Genomic DNA, 19707 nt, shown 5'->3' on the forward strand with positions numbered 1-19707 from the left:
TTTCAAGGTCTTTGATAAAATCCCGCAAAACTCCGATCAGGGTGACGAAAGCGATGTGGGCAGAGGTTCTAGCGCGGTTTGAGAAAAAAGCACCGGCCAGTGTCATGACCAGAGTGATATTGGAGCAGGCTGTTCCTGCTGAATGGGTCGACCAGATATTCGAAGAGCACCGTCAGCGGCAGTACCCACGAGAGCTTTTGTTTTCAACCATCGTTGAACTGATGTCCCTTGTTTCATTGGGTTTGCGACCTTCGCTGCATGCCGCCGCGCGACAGATGGAAGATCTTCCTGTCAGCTTGGCGGCGCTGTATGACAAGGTCAGTCGTACAGAGCCTGCGCTACTGCGCGCCTTGGTCACCGGTAGCGCAGAGCGTTTGGCACCGACGATAAAAGAACTGGGGCACACAGCCATTTTGCCTGGTTGGCAACTACGGGTCGTTGACGGTAACCACCTGCCTTCCAGCGAAAAGCGTCTGGGCGCTTTGCGCCGTGAACGAGGCGCCGCCCGGCCTGGTTTTTCCGTTGTGGTTTACGACCCCGATCTGGACCAGGTCGTTGATCTTCAGCCTTGTGAAGATGCCTATGCCAGCGAACGCGTCAGCGTGCTGCCGTTGCTGGAAAAGGCCAACGCGGGGCAACTGTGGATGGCTGATCGACTCTACTGCACGCTCCCAGTCATGGAGGCCTGCGAAGATACCGGGGCCTCGTTCATCATTCGCGAACAGAGCAAACATCCACGCCTGCTTAAGGAAAGCGACTGGCAGCTGCCTGTTGCGGTCGCGGCAGGCAGCGTGCGTGAGCAAATCATCGAAGTAAAAGGTGGACGCCAGTGGCGGCGAGTCGAACTGAGCCTGCAAAACCCCACCGAATCCGGCGACACCACGCTGCTGTTCTGGAGCAACTTGCCCGACTCTATCAGTGCTGAGCAAATCGCCGATTTGTACCGCCGTCGTTGGAGCATCGAAGGGATGTCCCAGCGCCTGGAAGCGGTGTTGGACAGTGAAATCGAAACCTTGGGCAACCCTAAGGCAGCCCTGTTGGGATTTGCATCGGCCGTGTTGGCTTACAACGTTCTGGCCGTGCTCAAACGCAGCGTCGAACAAGCTCATCGCCAAACTCTGCACGACGATTGGGAAGCATCGATTTTTCACCTGACGGTGCAGGTACGCAGCGGTTACGAGGGAATGCAAATAGCCTTGCCAGAATATTTATCCATCCCTATCCCCGCAGCGGGGCTGGCTCAATATCTGCTTGCACTTGCTCGAAATATCCAGCCCAAAGCGGTCGTCAAGAGCAAGCGGGGGCCGAAGGTGCCTAAACCCAAGGAATGGCTGGAAGGCAAAGCCGCGAATGCCCATGTGTCGACGGATCGGGTGCTCAAGGCCGCTAAAATCAAAAGACCTTGAAAGGGCTGGCTGTAAGAGCGGAACCGCCAGCCGCCGTTACCGCAGCAACGGATATGTACTCGCTCTGATCCAACATCACGGTCGGCTGTCAGGCCGCCATCGGGGGCAAGCCCCCTCCCACATTTGGATCGGCGTACCGCTCAAATACTCATGAAGCCATGCGCAATCGCCGGGCCCTGAGCCCGGCCATCAATGACGGCGCCAACGCCACCATCGCCGAGCCGATCACCACCACCAGCGCGCCAAAATATCCCAAGGCATTGATCGCTTCGGCCTGCACGAAATCCGGCCACAGCCACGCCGCCAACGCCACTGCCACAAAGGTCACCAGCGGCGTCAGCGCCAGGGTCGCGCTGACCCGCGAGGCCTCCCAGTGGGCCAGCGCCTCGGCAAACGCGCCGTACGCCACCAGGGTGTTCATGCAACACGCCAGCAGCAGCCAGCCCTGCAGCGGGCTCAGTTGCAGCGCCTCCAGCGGGTGCGCCCAGGGTGTGAGCAACACGGCGCACGACAGGTAGATCACCATCATCACCTGCAGCGAATTCCACACGGTCAACAACTGCTTCTGGCCCAGGGCGTAAAACACCCAGATGCTGGTCGCCAGCAGGACCGTCAGTACCCCGGCGGTGTAGCTGCCCATCGAGGTGAGCAATTCCAGCAGGCGCTGGTTGAAGAACAGCCCGAAGCCAACGATCAATATCACCAGCCCCGCGCCCTGCCCCAGGCTGAAACGCTCCTTGAACACAAATACACTGGCAACCATCAGAAAAATCGGCCCCATCTGCACCACCAGTTGCGCGGTACCGGGGCTGAGCATTTTCAGGCCGACCAGATACAACACGTAGTTGCCGACCAGCCCACACACCGCCATCGCCACCAGCCAGCCGCCCTTGGGGCCGAGCACCTTGCGACTGGGCAAACGCCTGGTCGCCGCAAGATAAATAAACAAGCAACTGCCGGCCACCACCAGGCGAAACCAGGTGACGGTGATCGGGTCCATCACCTGCAATACCTGTTTGAGCTTGATCGGCAGAATGCCCCAGAGCAGCGCGGTCAACAGGGTCAGGAAAAAACCGTAGACCCAGCGGCCGGAAGAAATGTGCATGAGTGCCCCGAATGCCAGAGGAAGTGGAACCGGCATTCTAGGGGCAGGCGGTGAGCTTTGGGTATCACGCTGTGTTCATGGCACGCCCATCACCAGTACCCCGCTGCCGCTGATGGGGCCGGCGGCCGGCAATGAACCCGCTCGACGTACCAGGGAAAACGTCACGTCGTCGGCGCCCGTGCTGTTGGTGATTTGGGTCAGGAACGAACCGTTCACGGGCACCGCCGCCCCTCCACGAACGAGGGCCGTGCCCACGTCGGCGTTGGTCATCATCAGCAAGCGCGAATCGAACCCGGTGCCGGTGCCTTTGTAAGTGATGGTGATGGGTGAATTGATCCCGCCATCCGGGCATGAATAGGTGAGCCTGCGGTTGCTGACGATGGACGATGTCAGCGGGTCGGTGCCGATGGCGCGCTGGTGCACGTTGCCGAAGTTGATTTCGATGGGATTGTTGTTATTGATCGTGCAGGTAGACGGGGAAACGGTGAAGTTGTTGTTGGCGGTGTAGGTGACAGTGAGTTGCGGCCGGCTGCCGTCGAAGTTATTCGAACTGGTGAGACGTAACACACCAAGATTATCCCCCCTTTGAACATTGATGGGCTTCGTCGGAGAGTTACGCATCAAAATATAGGGAATGACATCAATAGGGTAACTTGCCAGGTTGTCAGGCAATGTGGCGATAAGTATTGCATTCGGGACTGGCGTATTTAGGTGTGCCCCGTTTATTCGTAAACCCGTGCCTTCATCGCTGAATTTGGGGCCAGGCGTCCAGGCGGTTCCTGCAGCGTTGCCCGTTCTCCAATAATCAATCCACCAGGACGGGCTCTGGGAGCCAGGTGAAAATCTACATTCAAGCCGCGCACCCTCCATCAGGATTCTCGTCCGATCTTCCGTCAAACGAACGGTAACGGGCACACTCAAATTTGGATTTCCGGTTTGCCAGCCACCTCCATTAACCCGACAGTCAACAGCCTGCGCGGTCGTCGTAACGCCAGTCAACACAAGAAGCGCCATCGCGCCAAACAGTCGTTTCATTTTGATCTCTCGCTGCTCTGCTCTACCCGGCCACAGCCTATGGATAGTCCAGCGTAAAAGTTGAGGTCACCGTGTACGCACCGTGCCCGATGGTTTGATTCTGGAGGGCTCTCGGCTCGCCTTGCACATAGGCCTTGAGCTCGATGGCATTGCTGCCGTCGCTCAACACCTGCTTGTCGCTGACGGCATTCAAGGGCAAGGGTTTATCACTCAACGTCTCGATGCCGACGCCAATGCCCGAGGCGCCGCTGCCACCGTCCAACGCGAGCAAGCCGGGAAGCTCGCGGTTTTCTACACCGCCGAAGGTGATGGTCACCGAGTCGCCGATCGTGGTGTCGCAGTCTTCCAGGTGCAGCTTGAAACGCTTACCCACCGAGCGCGTGTTGATATAGAGGTGTTTGCTGGTCAGGTCCCAGAGTTCCAGCGTAATTGCCTCGTCGCCGGGGCGCAGGGTGCACGCCTCTTCGACCAGGTTGCCTTTGAAACGCAGATTGTCCGCCGCGTGCCCCATGGGGATCATGCCGCAGATGAGCAGGAGTGCCAGGCCGTGCTTGTGAACCCTTTGATATCGCATCGATTCAGCTCCTACTGGTATTCGGCCAACAACGTGGCCACCGCCGTGAAACTGGCGGGAGGCAGTGTTGCGCCGGGCTGTTGCACCGGCACCACCTCCAATGTCGGCGGTGACGACAGGGTGATATCCAGCGGCGTATTGAGTGAAAATGGCAGGTCATTCTGAAAAACCCGAATGCCCAGCGCAGGCACACTGGTCTGCACCGCTGCACCATCAAACGCCGTGGGGGTGCCGTTGACGCTCAGTTTCAGCGCCCACGGCAGCGTGTCGGTGCCGCAGTTGATCGCGTAGCCGACGCCCCTGCGATATCTCACGCCGTCGACGCGCTTCACCCCGACATCGCCAAAGTCGACTTCAATGGTGTTGCCCGCGTCGATGGTGCAGGGCGGGGGCTCATTCAACGTGCCGCTGAACGTCACGTTGGCCGACGCGCCACTGCACAGGCCGATGGCCCACAGGGCGAGCAACGCTCGCGGCTGCCAAGCTGTCATGGGTCGTTCCTCTTGTTATCCATAGCCGTTTTATCGGTAGCCATCATTGGTAATCGACCACCAGGGTCGCGGTCGCGTCGAAGGCCCCGCCGGTCAGCGTGCTGCCCGCACGCTTGACCGGCACCGCCTGCACCACAGGGAAATTGGGGTAGGTAAAATTCACCGCCGTGTTCAACGGCCAGTCAGCGCCATTCACAAACAGCCTGACCCCAAGATCGGCCTTGCGGGTCGAGAGCACGCGATTGTCAAACGACGCCACCGTGCCCTTGAGTTCCAGGGTCAGCGCATTGCTGAACGGCGAATCACAGGTGACGGTATACGGCACACCGCGACGGTAGTTGACCCCGTCGACCCGTGACGTCTGCAGGTCATTGCCAAACGGCACATCGAGGGTGCTGCCACCGTTGATGACGCACGGCGGAGGCGCAATGATCACCGCGCGAATGGTCAAGCTGGTCTCGGCCTGTACGCCCTGGCTGACCGCCAGCAACACGCCGCCGGCGATCAAACCGATTGATTTAGCCATCGCTGCCCCCTTATTCATAATTGAGCCTGACTTCCACGACGGCCCTGAATGCCCCGCTGGTCAACGGCGCAGCGGTGCGCGTGGGCCGCACATTCCAGGTCTGGGTATTGCGGCCCACGGGCAAAAACAGCGGCTGGCCGCGTGTGCCCAGTTGCACGTCCCGGCCGAGGGCATCGGTCAACTGCAGGCCCATGCCGGTGACGCCCTGCACTTTGACCAGCCGTGGATCGTCGGCATCGGCCGGCGCCTCGAACAGCACCGACAGCACCGGTTGGTAGGCGCTCCAGGTCAGGTTCCCCGTACGCTCATTGCGTATGCGGCCGGCGGTGCGCAGACAATCGGTGAACCGCAGCTGAAAGGCCTTGGCGGTCGCCTGGTCACCGGGCCGTTGCAACTGGCTGGTCGATACCGCGTCCAGATCGACGGTCTGGTGCAGGGAGCTCATTTCCAGGCTGCAAGGCGACTCATGCATGGAGCCGAGCACATTGAGCATGCCGCTCATGCCTTCGATATCCTCATCATCCGCAGCCTGTGCCCCCATCGCCATGACCCATAACAGGCCGCCCAGAACCTTCACTTTTTGCGACTTCATGACGTTCTCCAGCAGCATTACTCATTCGCCGGCGCGGCCTGGGGGTTCACCTTGCAAGTGTCGCCCGTGCAACTGAAGGCCAGCACCGGGCGCCCGCCGTAATCGTTTACATAGGCCAAATAAGGGCTTGTCCCCAGCGCCTTGGCCGTGGCCCCCAGGGTCAGGACGCCCTTGGGTGGCACCATCAGTGGCGTAAAGCCGGGCACGGTTTTACCGTCCTTGCTGCTGCGCGCATCCACCAGGGTCACGTAGTACGGCGTCGGGTTATTCACCCGGTATTGATCGCCTTCGCGGGTCAGGGTCAGTTTCTCCTGCCAGGGGTTGGACAAGTCCTGCTGACTCGGCGCGATGGCTTGCGGTCGGTAGAACAACTTGATGCGGGTTTGCAGGGCAATCTGCAGGGTGTTGGACTTATCGCTGCGCGGCGGGATCTCCCGCAGGTTGAAGTAGTACACCGTCTCCCGATCCTGTGGCAGCGCCTTGGCCGCCGGCAATGCCTGGACTTTCACCTGGCTCTGTTTGCCCGGCTCCAAGCGTTGCACCGGTGGGAGCACGATCAACGGTGTGGTGATTTTCTGACCGGCTTCATCCTCGATCCAGCCCTGGGCCAGGTACGGCAGCTGGGTGTTGTTGTTGGTGATGTTCACGCTGGTGGCGTCTTTGCCACCGTCGAAAATCACTCGGGTACGGTCCAGGCCCACCGCCGCGTTGGCGCTCTGGCTCAAGCCCAGGGCCAACAGCGCGAAGGCCGGGAATGTGGAACGTGTGGTCGGTCTCATGAGGCTGTGTTCTCCGTATCGGTAGGCTTGCCGGTCAGCCCGGCGGGCTCGGGCAAGGTTGGGTCAGCGGCTACCACCTGGCAGCGCAATTGCAGGGCGTCGGTCAAGCCATCGGCGGGCAAGGTGGCGGGCAGTGTGAGCAGGCAGCGCTCGTCGCCGCCCCAACTGACGGACATCTGCTCGCCGGCCTGGATGCCGCTCAGGTAGACGTGGCCGCCGTCATTCACAATGCCGGTGTCCTGTTGCTTGAGGTTCTTCACCGTCGCGCCGAAGGGCGGCGAACTGCCATCCGCCAGGCGCAGCACCGCCATGGCCTTTTCGCCGGCAATCACGTCCAGCGAGCGATAACCGATCGCCCCTTCGGTGAGCGTCAGTTGCGTGACCGATTGAGTGGCTTCGACGTTGCTCGGCAAGCGCTCCAGATCGACGCTGGCGGCGGTACGCTGGTAACTGCTGATATCCGAGATCACGGCCTTGCCGAAGGCATTGCTGCGCGTCGGCGCGCCATAACCGCGTACGGGCACATCGGGCACCCCGGTGGTGTCGACCATCAGGCGGGTGCCGCCGGTGCTGGTGGTTCGATGGAGCGCGGCACCGTGGGCCGTGAGCGTGGCACCGCCGCGCGCAGAGACACTGAGGCTGCTGGAACCGCCCTGCTGCCGGCTGGCGCTTAGATCGACATCAGCGTGATCGCCCATATGGCTCAGGTAACCGCTGGCAGACGTATCGCTCGCGCTGAGCTGGTAGCTGTTGCGCTCATCGAGGCGATCGCTGTAGCGCGTGGCAATGTTGTTGTTGCCGGCGCCTCGACTGGCATCCATCGAGAGTGTGCCGGTACGCCCCAACGGCAGGCTGACCGTCAGCGCCATGCCGTTATCCTTATAGTTATATTCCTGAGAGCGGTACATGTTCAGGGACAGGCTCATGTTCTTGACCGTGCCCACATTGAAGTAGCGCGACAGCGACAGGTTCCAGCGCTGCGTGTCCGGCCGGTCCCAGTAGGTTTGCTTGTTGTAACTGGCGTATACGGTGGCGCCCAGGTCACGAAACTGCTTGTTGACCGTCACCGTATACAGCGCCTTGCTGCCGCCGATAGGCTTCCACCCCTCATTGGGGTCCCGATAATCCCCACGCCCGCCGAGTTCGCCGTTCAACCCGTAATACCGGGCGTCCAGGTATTCACTCATGCTCAGGAAGTTCTTCTCGGAAAAGCGGTAGCCGGCGAACGTCACCTGGCTGTCGTACTGTTCGAAATTCTTGGAATATTGAAGGCGGTAGGATTTACCCGAGAGCGTCTCGTTCCACACGCTGGCATGGGACTGCGTGACATCCAGCGAGACGGCGCCGAACGCCAGCAAGTCGCGGCCCGCGCCCACGGATAACGCCCGATAGTTGTTATCGGTGATCCCCCCACCAAACAACGACCAGCCATTGCTCACGCCCCAGGAAAACTCTCCGGTCCCGAAGACGTTGCCATCGGAGCCGTTCTGCAGATTGGAAGGCCGCCCGCTCGCCAGCTTGTAGCGGACCTGGCCTGGACGCGTCAGGTACGGCACACCGGCCGTGTTGAGTTGGAAGGTATGGACCGAACCGTCCTGTTCTTCCACGCGCACATCCAGCTTGCCGGTCACCGCATCATTAAGGTCCTGAATGCGAAAAGGACCGGCCGCGACCAGCGTCTCGTAGAGCACACGCCCCTGCTGGCTGATGATGACCTTTGCATTGGTCTTGGCCACCCCGACCACTTCCGGCGCGTAACCGCGCAAGTTGGGTGGCAGCTGGCTTTGATCCGAGTTAAGCGAGGCGCCGGTGAAGCGGAAACTGTCGAACAGGTCCGAATACAGGTAGCTCTCACCCACCACCAGGCGCGCCTGCAGCGCCGGAATGGCGCGATACGCATAGTAGCGGCTCCATTCCAGCTTCTGCGGCCCGGCCGCCTCTTGCCGGCCACTCTCCACCCGCCCCTGCCAATCGGCCCTTATGCGCCAGGCGCCGGCATTGGCCCCGACGGTGCCGTTGCCGCTGAGATTTTTGCGCTGGCCGTCATTCTTCTGGTAGTTGGACTGCGCCGTCAGGCTGTAGTCCACCAGTAGCCCCGGCACCCCCTCGTCCCAGCGCGAAGGCGGGTCCCAATTGATGGCGTTGTACTCAAGGTAAGCCTGGGGCAGGTTGATGCTCAGGCTCGAGGTGGCCAGGTCGCCACTGACTTCCATGCCCGGCAGGCTGGTGATATCCAGGCATTCGCCGTCCCTCCACCAGGTCAGTTTGCCGGCATCCGCCGCTTTCAGGCCCAGTTGCTCGACAAGACTGTGCGACAAGCAGGCCTGGCTGCCCTTGGGATCGTTATCGGGGGGATAGAACGCTACCGATTGCTCAGGAATAGATTGGGCGTTCAGCTGCACCGCCATCGAATAAGTGCCAGGCAGAATGAACCCGCTGCGTGCAAATTGAGACAAGTCAATATTAGTGCGATCACTCAGATCGAGAACGTCGGTATTGAACTCGATATCTGCGGCGCCCATTGCAGTGCCCGCCAATGACATCAACCCGCCCAACAGTCCGGGACGGAACGTATTTTTGATTTTCGACGTATTCAACATGCAAGCCTGTCCATCACTGTTCAAAAGTATTCCAACTTGAACCGCACCGCGGCACTGTGAGCCCCAACCGCCAATGGCAAGCCGTTGCCGACCAGGAAAAACCGGTAGTTGAGTGTCATGTCGCCCTCCGCCAGTGGCACCGGTGCCATGCGTTGCCCCGGACGACTTTCCTCGCCGGCAGCGTCCACGATGTGCAGGGCAACCCCCTGCGACTCGCCAAAGACCGCGAAGGAAAGCCCTGCCCTGTCGGTGGGGCCATCGAACGTCACGCGCATGTGCTCCCAGTCCGGCAGGGTTTCACCTGGGCGCAACGGGTCGGGGCGGGTCAACGAGCAATTGACCAGACGCAACTGGAAGGGATGGTCTTCGCCCCGTGTGTTGCGCAGGAGCCGGCCAACCGGTTCGGGCGGCATTTCGATGGTTTGATCGATACTGCCCAGTTCCAGCCCGCAGGCAGAATCGATCACTTCCCCTCCCAGCAGCACGACCCCATCGCCTTGCGCAGACGCCTGGGCGACCACGCAAGGGCTGATGAACGTCGTCAATGAAGAGGCGATAGCCAGACGTATGAATGTTTTCACCTGGATCTCCCGTCAGCGCTCCCCCGCCACACTGGGTGGCGGGGGCACGACTTACTGATAAGCCAAGGTGAAATTGGTGACCGCGCTGAAATCGCCAGGCACGATCGGGGCTGAGGCGGCGCCTTGTACATATGCACCGAACTCCAGGGTGTTATCCCCGGCGGAAATGATTTGCGGGGCGGTAGGCACCCCCAACTCAACCGGGGCGCCGCCATGGGTCATCATGATGCCCACGCCGCCAGCACCGCCGACCGTACCGATCGCGCCCGGTACAGCGCCGGATGGTGCGCCGGTGAAGGTGGTGGTGACGGTGTTGTCAGTGAGGCCCGTCAGATCGCAACCTTCCAGTTCAATCAGCACACGCCGGGCCTCCGACTTGCCCCCCGATTGCAACTGATGCTTGGCAATCGCCCCCAGGCGAACAGTTTGATCAACGGAGTCAGGCTTGATAGAGCAAGCGCCCGAATGGACCGACCCCAAAAACGTAACCGTTCCATCCGCCGCATGCGCCATGGACATCGAACCGGCCAGCAGACCGACAGACAACAGCACAGCTTTCATTTTGGTTTTCATCTACAGATTCCCACTTAACAAGTGTCATTAAGAAGCCTTGCCACCGAGAGGCACAGGGCTGATTAAAAGAGCGGTTTGACCCATGCATTGAGGGGGGTTGCTCCTGACATGCTTTTCCAACTTTTTGTATTGCATTTCAGGACCACACTCAACGCCGGGCAAGTGTCCGCTTCACACTTGAAGAAGTAAGCCAGCTGTTTCGTTTAACGATGTAGCCTTTGCATATCAAGGCGTGCAGGAAAATTATGGCACTTTGCCAAAACTTTGAAAACGACTGAAGGAATGGGACTACACGCAAGTTAATGCGAATAGTTTAGAGCAGGACATGGCCGTAAGAATAGGGCTACACGAACTAAACAAACAACAAATTTTATTGGGGATTTGCAACCAAAGAATATAGCTGCGGAGCGAGGGGTATGTCCGAACGGATAGGTGATGGCAACAAGCTACGAACCGAGAGCCAGCCCCATTCTTCCTATTAAAAATATCAGCAGAATCAAAAAAAACACCCTGATAAACCTGCTGCCATATCTTAGCGCCAGGAAAACCCCGGTCAGGGAACCTGCAATATTACACAGGGCAACCACTCCACCTATCGCCCACAACACGTTGCCGGACGGCACAAAAAATATAAGGGCCGCGCTGAACGTGCCTAAGTTAACCAGCTTTGCAGAAGCTGAGGCGTTTAGAAAATCAAAACCGAAATATTTGACGAATACAAAGAGTAATAGACTGCCGCTACCGGGCCCAAACACGCCGTCATAGAAACCAATTACACCACCGAAGAAAATGCCCAACAAAACTTCCCTGCTGCCGCAGTGCTTGTGTGAGCTCGCCAATCCTAAATCTTTCTTGATAAACGTGTAGCCTGCCATAGCTATCAGGAGAAAGAACACAACATACTCCATCAGCCTCTTAGGAATGATAGAGACGGACATGGCCCCAACAAACGCAAAAATAAAAGCCGAGACCATGGTGGGAAGCATTAATTTCCATATGATCCTTATTCTTTTCAGGTAACTAAATATAGAGGAACAATTCCCTGCCAATACAGCAAGTTTATTTGTTCCAAACACCGTGGCGAGACTGTACTGAGGTAGGACGTGCAGCAGCGCTGGCAATTGTACAAGCCCTCCGCCGCCAACCGCAGCGTCTATTAACCCGCCGCAAAAAGCAAAAAAACCTAATGCAATCACAGCGTATTCAAAATCCATATAATATATCCGACCAGCATTTGGGTTCAGGGTTAATAACATAATTTATTGATTAGCTTGCAACAAGTAACTTATACTGAGCCCATCATTCACTTTTAGTGAGCAATGGAATGGAACTCTCACAACTGACTATGTTCAAGGTGGTTGCCGATCAAGGCAGTATCATTCGGGCCTCCGAACTGTTGCATTGCGTTCCGTCAAACATAACAAACAGAATAAAAGCGCTAGAGAAGGAGCTTGGCGCTTCCTTATTTATACGAAAGGGCCGAGGGCTTGTTATCAGCCCTTCCGGACGATTGTTTCTAGAATACACAAATAAAATCTTGTCATTGTGCCAGGAATCTCGAAGAGCGCTTGACCCTGCATCAGTGGCTTGCGGGGTATTGAAGATTGGTGCAATAGAGTCTGCTGCGACAGGAAGACTGCCCAAGCTGCTGTCCACTTATCATCAACACTACCCCGCCGTGCAAATGGAATTCAGTACGGCAACCTGGCCACAGTTGGTGAATGATGTGGTTGACCTTAAGCTGGATGGCGCGATCATTGCTATGAGCCCTGAGCACGCAGATATTGAATGTGTGGAAATCTACCAGGAAGAGCTCGTGCTAATTGCGTCGGCGTCTGCAGGGACAATTCGAGGGCCGCGGGATCTTGGCGGGAAAAACATATTCATGTGGCCCGAAGGATGCCCTTACAGGAAGTCGCTGGAAAACTGGCTGGCTGATTGCGGCGTAGCGAACGCCATAACAAGCATTGCCAGTTATGGCACCATACTCGGGTGCGTCAATTCAGGGGCGGGCGTATCGTTAGTGCCTAAGGGCATGTATGAGCAGTTTCGGAAAATGGGTGGAATCAGCGGTTATGAATTCAGTGAGTTACTACCTATAACAAACTATTTCATCTGGAATAAAAACGTTAAAGTTCATCCTGCAAAAGATAAGTTTGCAGCCTTGCTGACGGAACAGTTAAAAAACCTTTGATCTTTTCCATGCAGGATGGCTTACGTGCAACGCTGCCCGTTCTTGATCGAACATCATGGTCGGCTGTCAGGCCGCCATCGGGAGCAAGCCCCCTCCCACATTTAGGTCGCGTGGCATCAGTTAGAGAGGCTTCGGCTCCCGAGCAATCACAGGTTCAGGGCTGTGCCAAAGTTGTGTAGATACCTATGACCATCGGGGGCAAGCCCCCTCCCACATTTGGATCGCGGGGGCATCAGTTCAGGCAGTCGTCGGCTGCCGAGCCGTCAGACTCCTGCCTTCAGTGGCCGCGCACTAGCGCACAGCTTCAAACAACCCGGTTGCCCCCATCCCGCCGCCCACGCACATAGTGACGATGCCATAGCGTAAATCACGTCGTTGCAGTTCCCGCACCAGGTGCCCCACTTGCCGCGACCCGGTCATGCCGAATGGATGGCCGATGGCGATGGAACCGCCGTTGACGTTGTATCGGGCATTGTCGATTTCCAGGCGATTACGGGCGTACAGGCACTGTGAGGCAAACGCTTCATTGAGTTCCCACAGGTCGATATCCGCCACCTGCAAGCCTTTGGCCTTGAGCAGTTTAGGCACCGAGAACACCGGGCCGATGCCCATTTCGTCCGGCTCGCAACCGGCCACGGTAAACCCGCGAAAGAACGCCTTGGGTTTGAGCCCCAGCGCCAGGGCTTTTTCCAGGCTCATCACCAGGGTCATCGAGGCGCCGTCGGACAGCTGCGACGAGTTACCCGCCGTCACCGAACCGTCTTCGGCAAACACCGGCTTCAGGCCACTGAGGCTGGCCAGTGTGGTGTCGGGGCGATTGCAGTCGTCGCGGTCGACCACGCCATCGAGTACCTGCACCTGACCGGTGTGCTTGTCTTCGACGCTGTACTTGACCGCCATCGGCACGATTTCATCGTCGAACAGGCCATCGGCCTGGGCCTGTGCCGTGCGCTGCTGGCTTTGCAGGGCGTACAGGTCCTGGTCCTCGCGGCTGACCTGGTAGCGCCGCGCGACGATTTCGGCGGTCTGGCCCATGGGCAAGTAGATACCAGGCACCTGCTCTTTGAGCAGCGGGTTGATCAGGTGGTTGGTGTTGACGCTCTTCATGGTCAGGCTGATGGATTCGACGCCGCCGGCGACGATGATGTCGCTGCAACCCGAGGCAATCTGGTTGGCCGCGATCGCAATCGCTTGCAAGCCCGACGAACAGAAACGGTTGAGCGTCATGCCCGCCGTGCCGGTGCCCAGGTGTGACAGCACCGCCACGTTACGCCCGATGTTGTAGCCTTGGGCGCCTTCGTTGGAGCCGGCACCGACGATGCAGTCCTCCACCGTCGCCGGGTCGATGCCATTGCGGCTCAGCAGCGCGTTGACGCAATGGGCGGCCATGTCATCAGGGCGAGTCTGGTTGAACTTGCCGCGAAAAGACTTGGCCAGGCCGGTTCGCACGCTGTCGACGATCACTACTTCACGCATGGGGCTACCTCGATCTTGTGGTTGTGGATCGAGGATAGAGCCGGGCCCTGGGCAGGCGCGATGATCATTCACTGCATGGATGCAAAAGCATGAGGCCGGGATGCGGTCCATCGGATGGTAGAGATCAATGTGGGAGGGGGCTTGCCCCCTCCCACATTATCGAGCTGGGCAGCCCGTTATTTCTTTTTCTTCTTGTCGTGCTTGTCGCTCTTGGCAAACGCGTCTTCCAGTGCGCGGTTGAGGGTACGCAGCACTTTGATCCGCGCCCAGCGTTTGTCGTTGGCTTCCACCAGGGTCCAGGGTGCGATTTCAGTGCTGGTGCGGTCGACCATATCGCCCACCGCCGCACGGTAGTCGTCCCACTTGTCACGGTTGCGCCAGTCGTCCTCGGTAATCTTGAAGCGCTTGAAGGGAATCTCTTCGCGGGCCTGGAAACGCTCCAGCTGGGTTTCCTTGTCGATGGCCAGCCAGAACTTGACCACGATCACCCCGGCATTGCGCAACTGCTCTTCGAAATCATTGATCTCGCCATAGGCGCGCATCCAATCGGTCGGGGTGCAGAAGCCTTCGATGCGTTCCACCAGCACCCGCCCATACCAGGAGCGGTCGAACACGGTGAACATGCCGCGCGCCGGGATCTTCTGCCAGAACCGCCACAGGTAGGGCTGGGCGCGCTCGTCTTCACTGGGCGCGGCAATCGGCACGATGTGGTACTGGCGCGGGTCCAGCGCGGCCGCCACGCGGCGGATCGCCCCGCCCTTGCCGGCCGCGTCGTTGCCCTCGAACACGCTCACCAGTGCGTGCTTGCGCATGCGTTTGTCGCGCATCAGCCCGGAGAAGCGCGCCTGTTCGGTAATCAGTTGTTCTTCGTAATCGTCCTTGTCCAGGCGCAGGCTCAGGTCGAGGCTGTCGAGCAGGCTCTTCTGGTCCACCGACGCGATCAACGGCGCCGGGTTCATGCCACTGGCCTTGCCCTTGGGCAGTTTCAAGGCGTTTTGCAGGCCCTCAAGCAGAATCTTGCCCACGGTGAGCCCACGGTAACGGGGGTCGACCCCTTCGATCACATGCCACGGCGCATAGTCGCGACTGGTACGGCGCAGCACGCGTTCGCCGAAATGCACGAATTTGTCGTAGGTCTCGGACTGCTGCCAGTCCAGCGGGCTGATGCGCCAACTGTGCAGCGGGTCATCGGCCAGCGCCTTGAGCCGCGCCTTCATCTGTTTCTTGGACAGGTGAAACCAGAACTTGAAGATCAGCGCACCTTCATCGCAGAGCATCTTCTCCAGGCGCTCGGCCCCGGCGATGGCCTGGTCGAGACGGGCGTCCTTGATCTGGCCGTGGACGCGGCTTTGCAGCATCTGGCTGTACCAGTTGCCGAAGAAAATCCCCATGCGCCCCTTGGCCGGCAATTGCCGCCAGTAGCGCCAGGCCGGTGGGCGCGCCAGTTCCTCATCGGTCTGCTGGTCGAAGGTGCGCACTTCGATCAGGCGCGGGTCCATCCACTCGTTGAGCAACTTGACCGTCTCGCCCTTGCCCGCGCCCTCGATACCGTTGATCAGGATGATCACCGGGAAGCGCTTCTGCTGTTGCAGCTCGTACTGCACTTCCAGCAGGGCTTCGCGCAGGGCCGGCACTGCGGCCTCAAAGGTGTCTTTGTCGATGGCGTGACCGATTTCGGCGGATTCGAACATGGGCAGCTCCGTTTCAAGATGGCTCAAGACTAGCGGATTGGGCAGCGGCACGCGGCAGGAAATTCCACCGAGGCTTGCCATGGCTCAATTCATGGCGTGTCGATCGGCTAGAATGGCCCCCTTGTGTTTGCCCGCTGTCTATTTATGAGCCGCCCATGACCCCCATCGCCCACGCCCAGCTCGACTGGGACGACCACGGCCGCCCGCATTCGCGGATGTTCGACGACGTGTATTTCTCCACCCAGTCGGGCCTTGAAGAAACCCGCTATGTGTTCCTGGAGCAGAACCGTTTGCAGGAGCGCTTCGCCGCCTTGCCGGCGGGCGGGCGGCTGGTCATCGGCGAGACCGGCTTCGGCACGGGCTTGAATTTTTTGTGCGCCTGGCAGCTGTTCGACCAACACGCGGTGGCCGGGGCACGCCTGCATTTTGTCAGCGTGGAGAAATACCCGCTGAGCCATGCCGACCTGCAACGCGCCCTGGGCCTGTGGCCGGAGCTGGCACCTTATGCCGAGCAATTACTGGCGCAGTACATCGCCATCCATCCAGGCTTCCAGCAGTTGGTGCTGGACCACGGCCGCGTGACCCTGACGCTATTGATCGGCGATGCCCTGGAGCAATTGCCGCAACTGGATGCACAGGTCGATGCCTGGTTTCTCGACGGCTTCGCCCCGGCGAAAAATCCTGACATGTGGACCGCCGAGCTGTTCGCCGAACTGGCGCGCCTGGCGGCACCGGACTCGACCATCAGCACCTTCACCAGCACCGGCTGGGTACGGCGGCTGATCAACGCCGCCGGGTTCAAGATGAAACGCACGCCGGGCATCGGCCATAAGTGGGAGATCCTGCGCGGGGAATTTCTCGGTTGGCCTGAACACACACCCCGGCCCGTCACTGGCGCGCCGTGGTTCGCACGGCCGGCGCCCGCGCCGAGCGAACGCCGGGCTCTGGTGATCGGCGGTGGGCTGGCTGGTTGCTGCACGGCGGCCAGCCTGGCGGCGCGGGGCTGGCAGGTGTGCCTGCTGGAACGTCACGCGGCCTTGGCCCAGGAAGCCTCGGGCAATCCGCAGGGCGTGCTGTACCTGAAACTGTCGGCCCATGGCACGGCGCTGTCACAGTTGATTGTCAGCGGCTTCGGCTACACCCGTCGGCTGCTGGAGCATTTGCAGCGCGGGGTGGACTGGGACGCCTGCGGTGTACTGCAACTGGCGTTCAATCCCAAGGAGGCCGAACGCCAGGCCCAACTGGCCGAGGCCTTCGCGCCGGACCTGCTGCACCGCGTGGATGCGGCCCAGGCCCAAGCCCACGCGGGTATACCGCTGGAGATGGGCGGGCTGTTTTTCCCCGAAGGCGGCTGGGTCAATCCGCCCGCCCTGTGCGCGTGGCAGGCGCGGCATCCCAGCGTGGAGGTGCGCGTGCATCAGGAGGCGCTCACGTTGCAGCGCGTCGACGGCCAATGGCAGGCCCGCAACGGTGACACGCTGATCGCCAGCGCGCCCGTGGTGGTGCTTGCCGGCGCCGCCGAGATCAAGCGCTTTCCCTTCAGCGCCGCGCTGCCGCTCAAGCGCATTCGCGGGCAAATCACGAGCCTTGCGCAAACTGTCGAGAGCCGAGCGTTGAGCACGGTGGTGTGCGGGCAAGGTTATGTTGCGCCGGCCCGTTTGGGCGAACACACCCTGGGCGCCAGTTTCGATTTCAAGAGCGAGGACCTCACGCCTACCCTCGCCGAACACGCCGATAACCTGACGCTGCTGCGGGAAATTTCCCCGGCCCTGTTGCACGCCTTGCACGCCGACACTCAGCCGCTTGAAACCCTGGAAGGCCGAGCGGCCTTCCGCTGCACCAGCCCCGACTATCTGCCCATTGTCGGCCCGCTGGCCGATGCGAGCGCGTTTGCCGAGGCGTATGGCGTATTGGCCAAGGACGCCCGCCAGGTACCCGATACGCCGTGCCCGTGGCTGGACGGTGTGTACATCAACAGCGGCCATGGTTCTCGAGGCCTGATCACCGCGCCTTTATCGGCGCAACTGCTGGCGGCGTGGCTGGATAACGAACCGCTGCCGTTGCCCGTCAGCGTTGCCCAGGCCTGCCATCCCAACCGGTTTGCCCTGCGCGAATTGATTCGCGGCAAAGCGCGACCAGCGCCCTGAGCGCGAAACGGCGAAAGCGGCGGTGCCATTAGCTAAAGTCCACTTATAACTTATCGTTCTAAAACTCCCGGGTTGTGCCTGGGGTCAGTTTCTGGGTAAGCGCCCTTTTGGTGCGTATTGAGTATTGACCCCTCCCCAACGGAAAAACCGGTAAGGAACTTATGTGTGGATTAGCTGGCGAGTTACGCTTTGATCATCAACCTGCCGACCTGGCAGCCGTGGAACGCATCACGCATCACCTCGCCCCTCGTGGCCCCGACGCCTGGGGTTTCCATGCCCAAGGGCCGATTGCCCTGGGCCATCGCCGCCTGAAAATCATGGATCTGTCGGACGGCTCCGCCCAACCGATGGTCGACGCCCAACTGGGCTTGTCACTGGCATTCAATGGCGCGATTTACAATTTCCCGGAACTGCGCCAAGAGCTGGAAGCCTTGGGCTATGCCTTCTATTCCGGCGGCGACACCGAAGTGCTGCTCAAGGGCTATCACGCCTGGGGCGAAGCGCTGTTGCCCAAGCTCAATGGCATGTTTGCCTTTGCCATCTGGGAGCGCGATGCCCAGCGGCTGTTCATCGCCCGCGACCGCCTCGGCGTAAAGCCCCTGTACCTATCGCGCACCGGCCAGCGCCTGCGCTTTGCCTCGGCGTTGCCGGCGTTGCTCAAGGGTGGCGATATCAACCCGATTCTCGACCCGGTCGCACTCAACCATTACCTCAATTTTCACGCCGTGGTGCCCGCGCCGCGCACGCTGCTGGCGGGCATTGAAAAGCTGCCGCCAGCGAGCTGGATGCGCATCGATGCGAACGGCAAGACCGAACAGCAAACCTGGTGGACCCTGCCCTATGGTCCCCGTGATGACGAAAAAAACCTGAGCCTGGAAGACTGGACCGACCGCGTGCTCGACAGCACCCGCGAAGCCGTGGCCATCCGTCAACGCGCGGCGGTCGACGTCGGCGTGCTGCTTTCCGGTGGCGTCGACTCGAGCATGCTGGTCGGCCTGCTGCGCGAAGTGGGCGTCGAAGACTTGTCGACCTTCTCCATCGGTTTTGAAGACGCCGGCGGCGAGCGCGGCGACGAGTTCCAGTACTCGGATTTGATCGCCAAGCACTACGGTACCCGCCACCACCAACTGCGCATCGCCGAAAGCGAGATTATCGAGCAGCTGCCAGCGGCCTTTCGCGCCATGAGCGAGCCGATGGTCAGCCATGACTGCATCGCCTTCTACCTGCTGTCGCGGGAAGTGGCCAAGCATTGCAAGGTGGTGCAGAGCGGCCAGGGCGCCGACGAACTGTTCGCCGGTTACCACTGGTACCCACAGGTGGATGGCGCCAGCGACCCGTATGCGGCGTATCGCGAGGCATTTTTCGACCGCAGCTACGACGACTATGCCGCCACCGTCGCGCCGAAATGGCTGACCGCCAACGACGCCGCCGGGGACTTCGTGCGCGAACATTTCGCGATGCCGGGCGCGGACGCTGCGGTGGACAAGGCCCTGCGCCTGGACAGCACGGTGATGCTGGTGGACGACCCGGTCAAACGCGTCGACAACATGACCATGGCCTGGGGCCTGGAAGCGCGTACGCCGTTTCTCGACTACCGCCTGGTGGAACTCTCGGCTCGCGTGCCGGGCAAGTTCAAGTTGCCCGACGGCGGCAAGCAGGTGCTTAAGGAAGCCGCGCGCCGCGTGATCCCCAGCGAAGTCATCGACCGCAAGAAAGGCTACTTCCCGGTGCCAGGCCTCAAGCATTTACAGGGCGATACCCTCAACTGGGTACGCGAACTGCTACTGGACCCCAGCCAGGACCGTGGCCTGTTCAACCCCGCCATGCTCGACCGCTTGCTGACGGACCCACAGGGCCAGTTGACCCCGTTGCGTGGCTCCAAGCTGTGGCAACTGGCGGCGTTGAACCTGTGGCTCAGCGAACAAGGAATCTGATTG

At 60.0% G+C, this 19707-nt stretch carries 17 protein-coding genes; 4 read left to right on the forward strand and 13 right to left on the reverse strand.

What is annotated here, in order from left to right:
- Window positions 1-104 precede the first annotated feature (104 nt).
- A complete protein-coding gene (locus C4J89_RS17810; protein ID WP_124416046.1) occupies window positions 105-1406 on the forward strand; it encodes an IS4 family transposase in 1302 nt (433 codons plus the stop codon).
- Window positions 1407-1554: 148 nt separating this feature from the next.
- Here the strand turns inward: C4J89_RS17810 and C4J89_RS17815 are convergent, their stop codons facing one another.
- The 11 genes from C4J89_RS17815 to C4J89_RS17865 all read right to left on the reverse strand — a co-directional run bounded on the left by C4J89_RS17815 (window position 1555) and on the right by C4J89_RS17865 (window position 11476).
- Window positions 1555-2511: a DMT family transporter gene (locus C4J89_RS17815; protein WP_124363682.1), complete on the reverse strand. Its 957-nt coding sequence runs from the start codon at window positions 2509-2511 to the stop codon at window positions 1555-1557.
- Between the two features lie 75 nt (window positions 2512-2586).
- A complete protein-coding gene (locus C4J89_RS17820) occupies window positions 2587-3546 on the reverse strand; it encodes a fimbrial protein (RefSeq protein WP_124363683.1) in 960 nt (319 codons plus the stop codon).
- 37 nt (window positions 3547-3583) lie between these two features.
- Window positions 3584-4120 (reverse strand): fimbrial protein, encoded by a 537-nt coding sequence (locus C4J89_RS17825; protein WP_124415191.1) that lies wholly within the window; start codon window positions 4118-4120, stop codon window positions 3584-3586.
- A gap of 11 nt (window positions 4121-4131) precedes the next feature.
- Window positions 4132-4611, reverse strand: a complete 480-nt coding sequence (locus tag C4J89_RS17830) for a fimbrial protein (RefSeq protein WP_124363685.1) — start codon at window positions 4609-4611, stop codon at window positions 4132-4134.
- Between the two features lie 43 nt (window positions 4612-4654).
- Window positions 4655-5137 (reverse strand): fimbrial protein, encoded by a 483-nt coding sequence (locus tag C4J89_RS17835; RefSeq protein WP_124415192.1) that lies wholly within the window; start codon window positions 5135-5137, stop codon window positions 4655-4657.
- A gap of 10 nt (window positions 5138-5147) precedes the next feature.
- Window positions 5148-5729 (reverse strand): fimbrial protein, encoded by a 582-nt coding sequence (locus C4J89_RS17840; protein ID WP_124363687.1) that lies wholly within the window; start codon window positions 5727-5729, stop codon window positions 5148-5150.
- Between the two features lie 17 nt (window positions 5730-5746).
- Window positions 5747-6508, reverse strand: coding sequence for a fimbria/pilus periplasmic chaperone (locus C4J89_RS17845; protein WP_124363688.1), 762 nt, complete (start codon window positions 6506-6508; stop codon window positions 5747-5749).
- Window positions 6505-9108 carry an outer membrane usher protein gene (locus C4J89_RS17850; protein WP_164487600.1) on the reverse strand — a complete coding sequence of 868 codons (2604 nt, stop codon included), beginning with the start codon at window positions 9106-9108 and terminating at the stop codon, window positions 6505-6507. The genes C4J89_RS17845 and C4J89_RS17850 overlap by 4 nt, the downstream gene beginning before the upstream one ends.
- A 20-nt stretch (window positions 9109-9128) precedes the next feature.
- The gene (locus C4J89_RS17855; protein WP_124363689.1) at window positions 9129-9689 is read right to left on the reverse strand and encodes a fimbrial protein; all 561 of its coding nucleotides are present in this window, start codon (window positions 9687-9689) and stop codon (window positions 9129-9131) included.
- A 51-nt stretch (window positions 9690-9740) separates the two neighbouring features.
- Window positions 9741-10262, reverse strand: coding sequence for a fimbrial protein (locus C4J89_RS17860; RefSeq protein WP_124363690.1), 522 nt, complete (start codon window positions 10260-10262; stop codon window positions 9741-9743).
- A gap of 446 nt (window positions 10263-10708) precedes the next feature.
- Window positions 10709-11476, reverse strand: coding sequence for a TSUP family transporter (locus tag C4J89_RS17865; RefSeq protein WP_124415193.1), 768 nt, complete (start codon window positions 11474-11476; stop codon window positions 10709-10711).
- Between the two features lie 110 nt (window positions 11477-11586).
- Here C4J89_RS17865 and C4J89_RS17870 point away from each other — a divergent pair, with 110 nt between their 5' ends.
- Window positions 11587-12456, forward strand: a complete 870-nt coding sequence (locus tag C4J89_RS17870) for a LysR substrate-binding domain-containing protein (RefSeq protein ID WP_124415194.1) — start codon at window positions 11587-11589, stop codon at window positions 12454-12456.
- A 291-nt stretch (window positions 12457-12747) separates the two neighbouring features.
- On the opposite strand, the gene C4J89_RS17875 is transcribed toward C4J89_RS17870, so the two are convergent.
- Window positions 12748-13932 carry a thiolase family protein gene (locus C4J89_RS17875; RefSeq protein WP_124415195.1) on the reverse strand — a complete coding sequence of 395 codons (1185 nt, stop codon included), beginning with the start codon at window positions 13930-13932 and terminating at the stop codon, window positions 12748-12750.
- 176 nt (window positions 13933-14108) lie between these two features.
- Complete coding sequence (pap, locus tag C4J89_RS17880) at window positions 14109-15623, reverse strand: polyphosphate:AMP phosphotransferase (RefSeq protein WP_124415196.1); 1515 nt, start codon at window positions 15621-15623, stop codon at window positions 14109-14111.
- Between the two features lie 155 nt (window positions 15624-15778).
- Here pap and mnmC point away from each other — a divergent pair, with 155 nt between their 5' ends.
- Both mnmC and C4J89_RS17890 read left to right on the forward strand, forming a co-directional pair.
- Window positions 15779-17770 carry a bifunctional tRNA (5-methylaminomethyl-2-thiouridine)(34)-methyltransferase MnmD/FAD-dependent 5-carboxymethylaminomethyl-2-thiouridine(34) oxidoreductase MnmC gene (mnmC, locus tag C4J89_RS17885; protein ID WP_124415197.1) on the forward strand — a complete coding sequence of 664 codons (1992 nt, stop codon included), beginning with the start codon at window positions 15779-15781 and terminating at the stop codon, window positions 17768-17770.
- A 161-nt stretch (window positions 17771-17931) separates the two neighbouring features.
- Window positions 17932-19704, forward strand: coding sequence for an N-acetylglutaminylglutamine amidotransferase (locus C4J89_RS17890; protein WP_124363696.1), 1773 nt, complete (start codon window positions 17932-17934; stop codon window positions 19702-19704).
- The last annotated feature ends 3 nt before the right edge of the window (window positions 19705-19707 follow it).

Source organism: Pseudomonas sp. R4-35-07, assembly GCF_003852235.1.
GTDB lineage: Bacteria > Pseudomonadota > Gammaproteobacteria > Pseudomonadales > Pseudomonadaceae > Aquipseudomonas.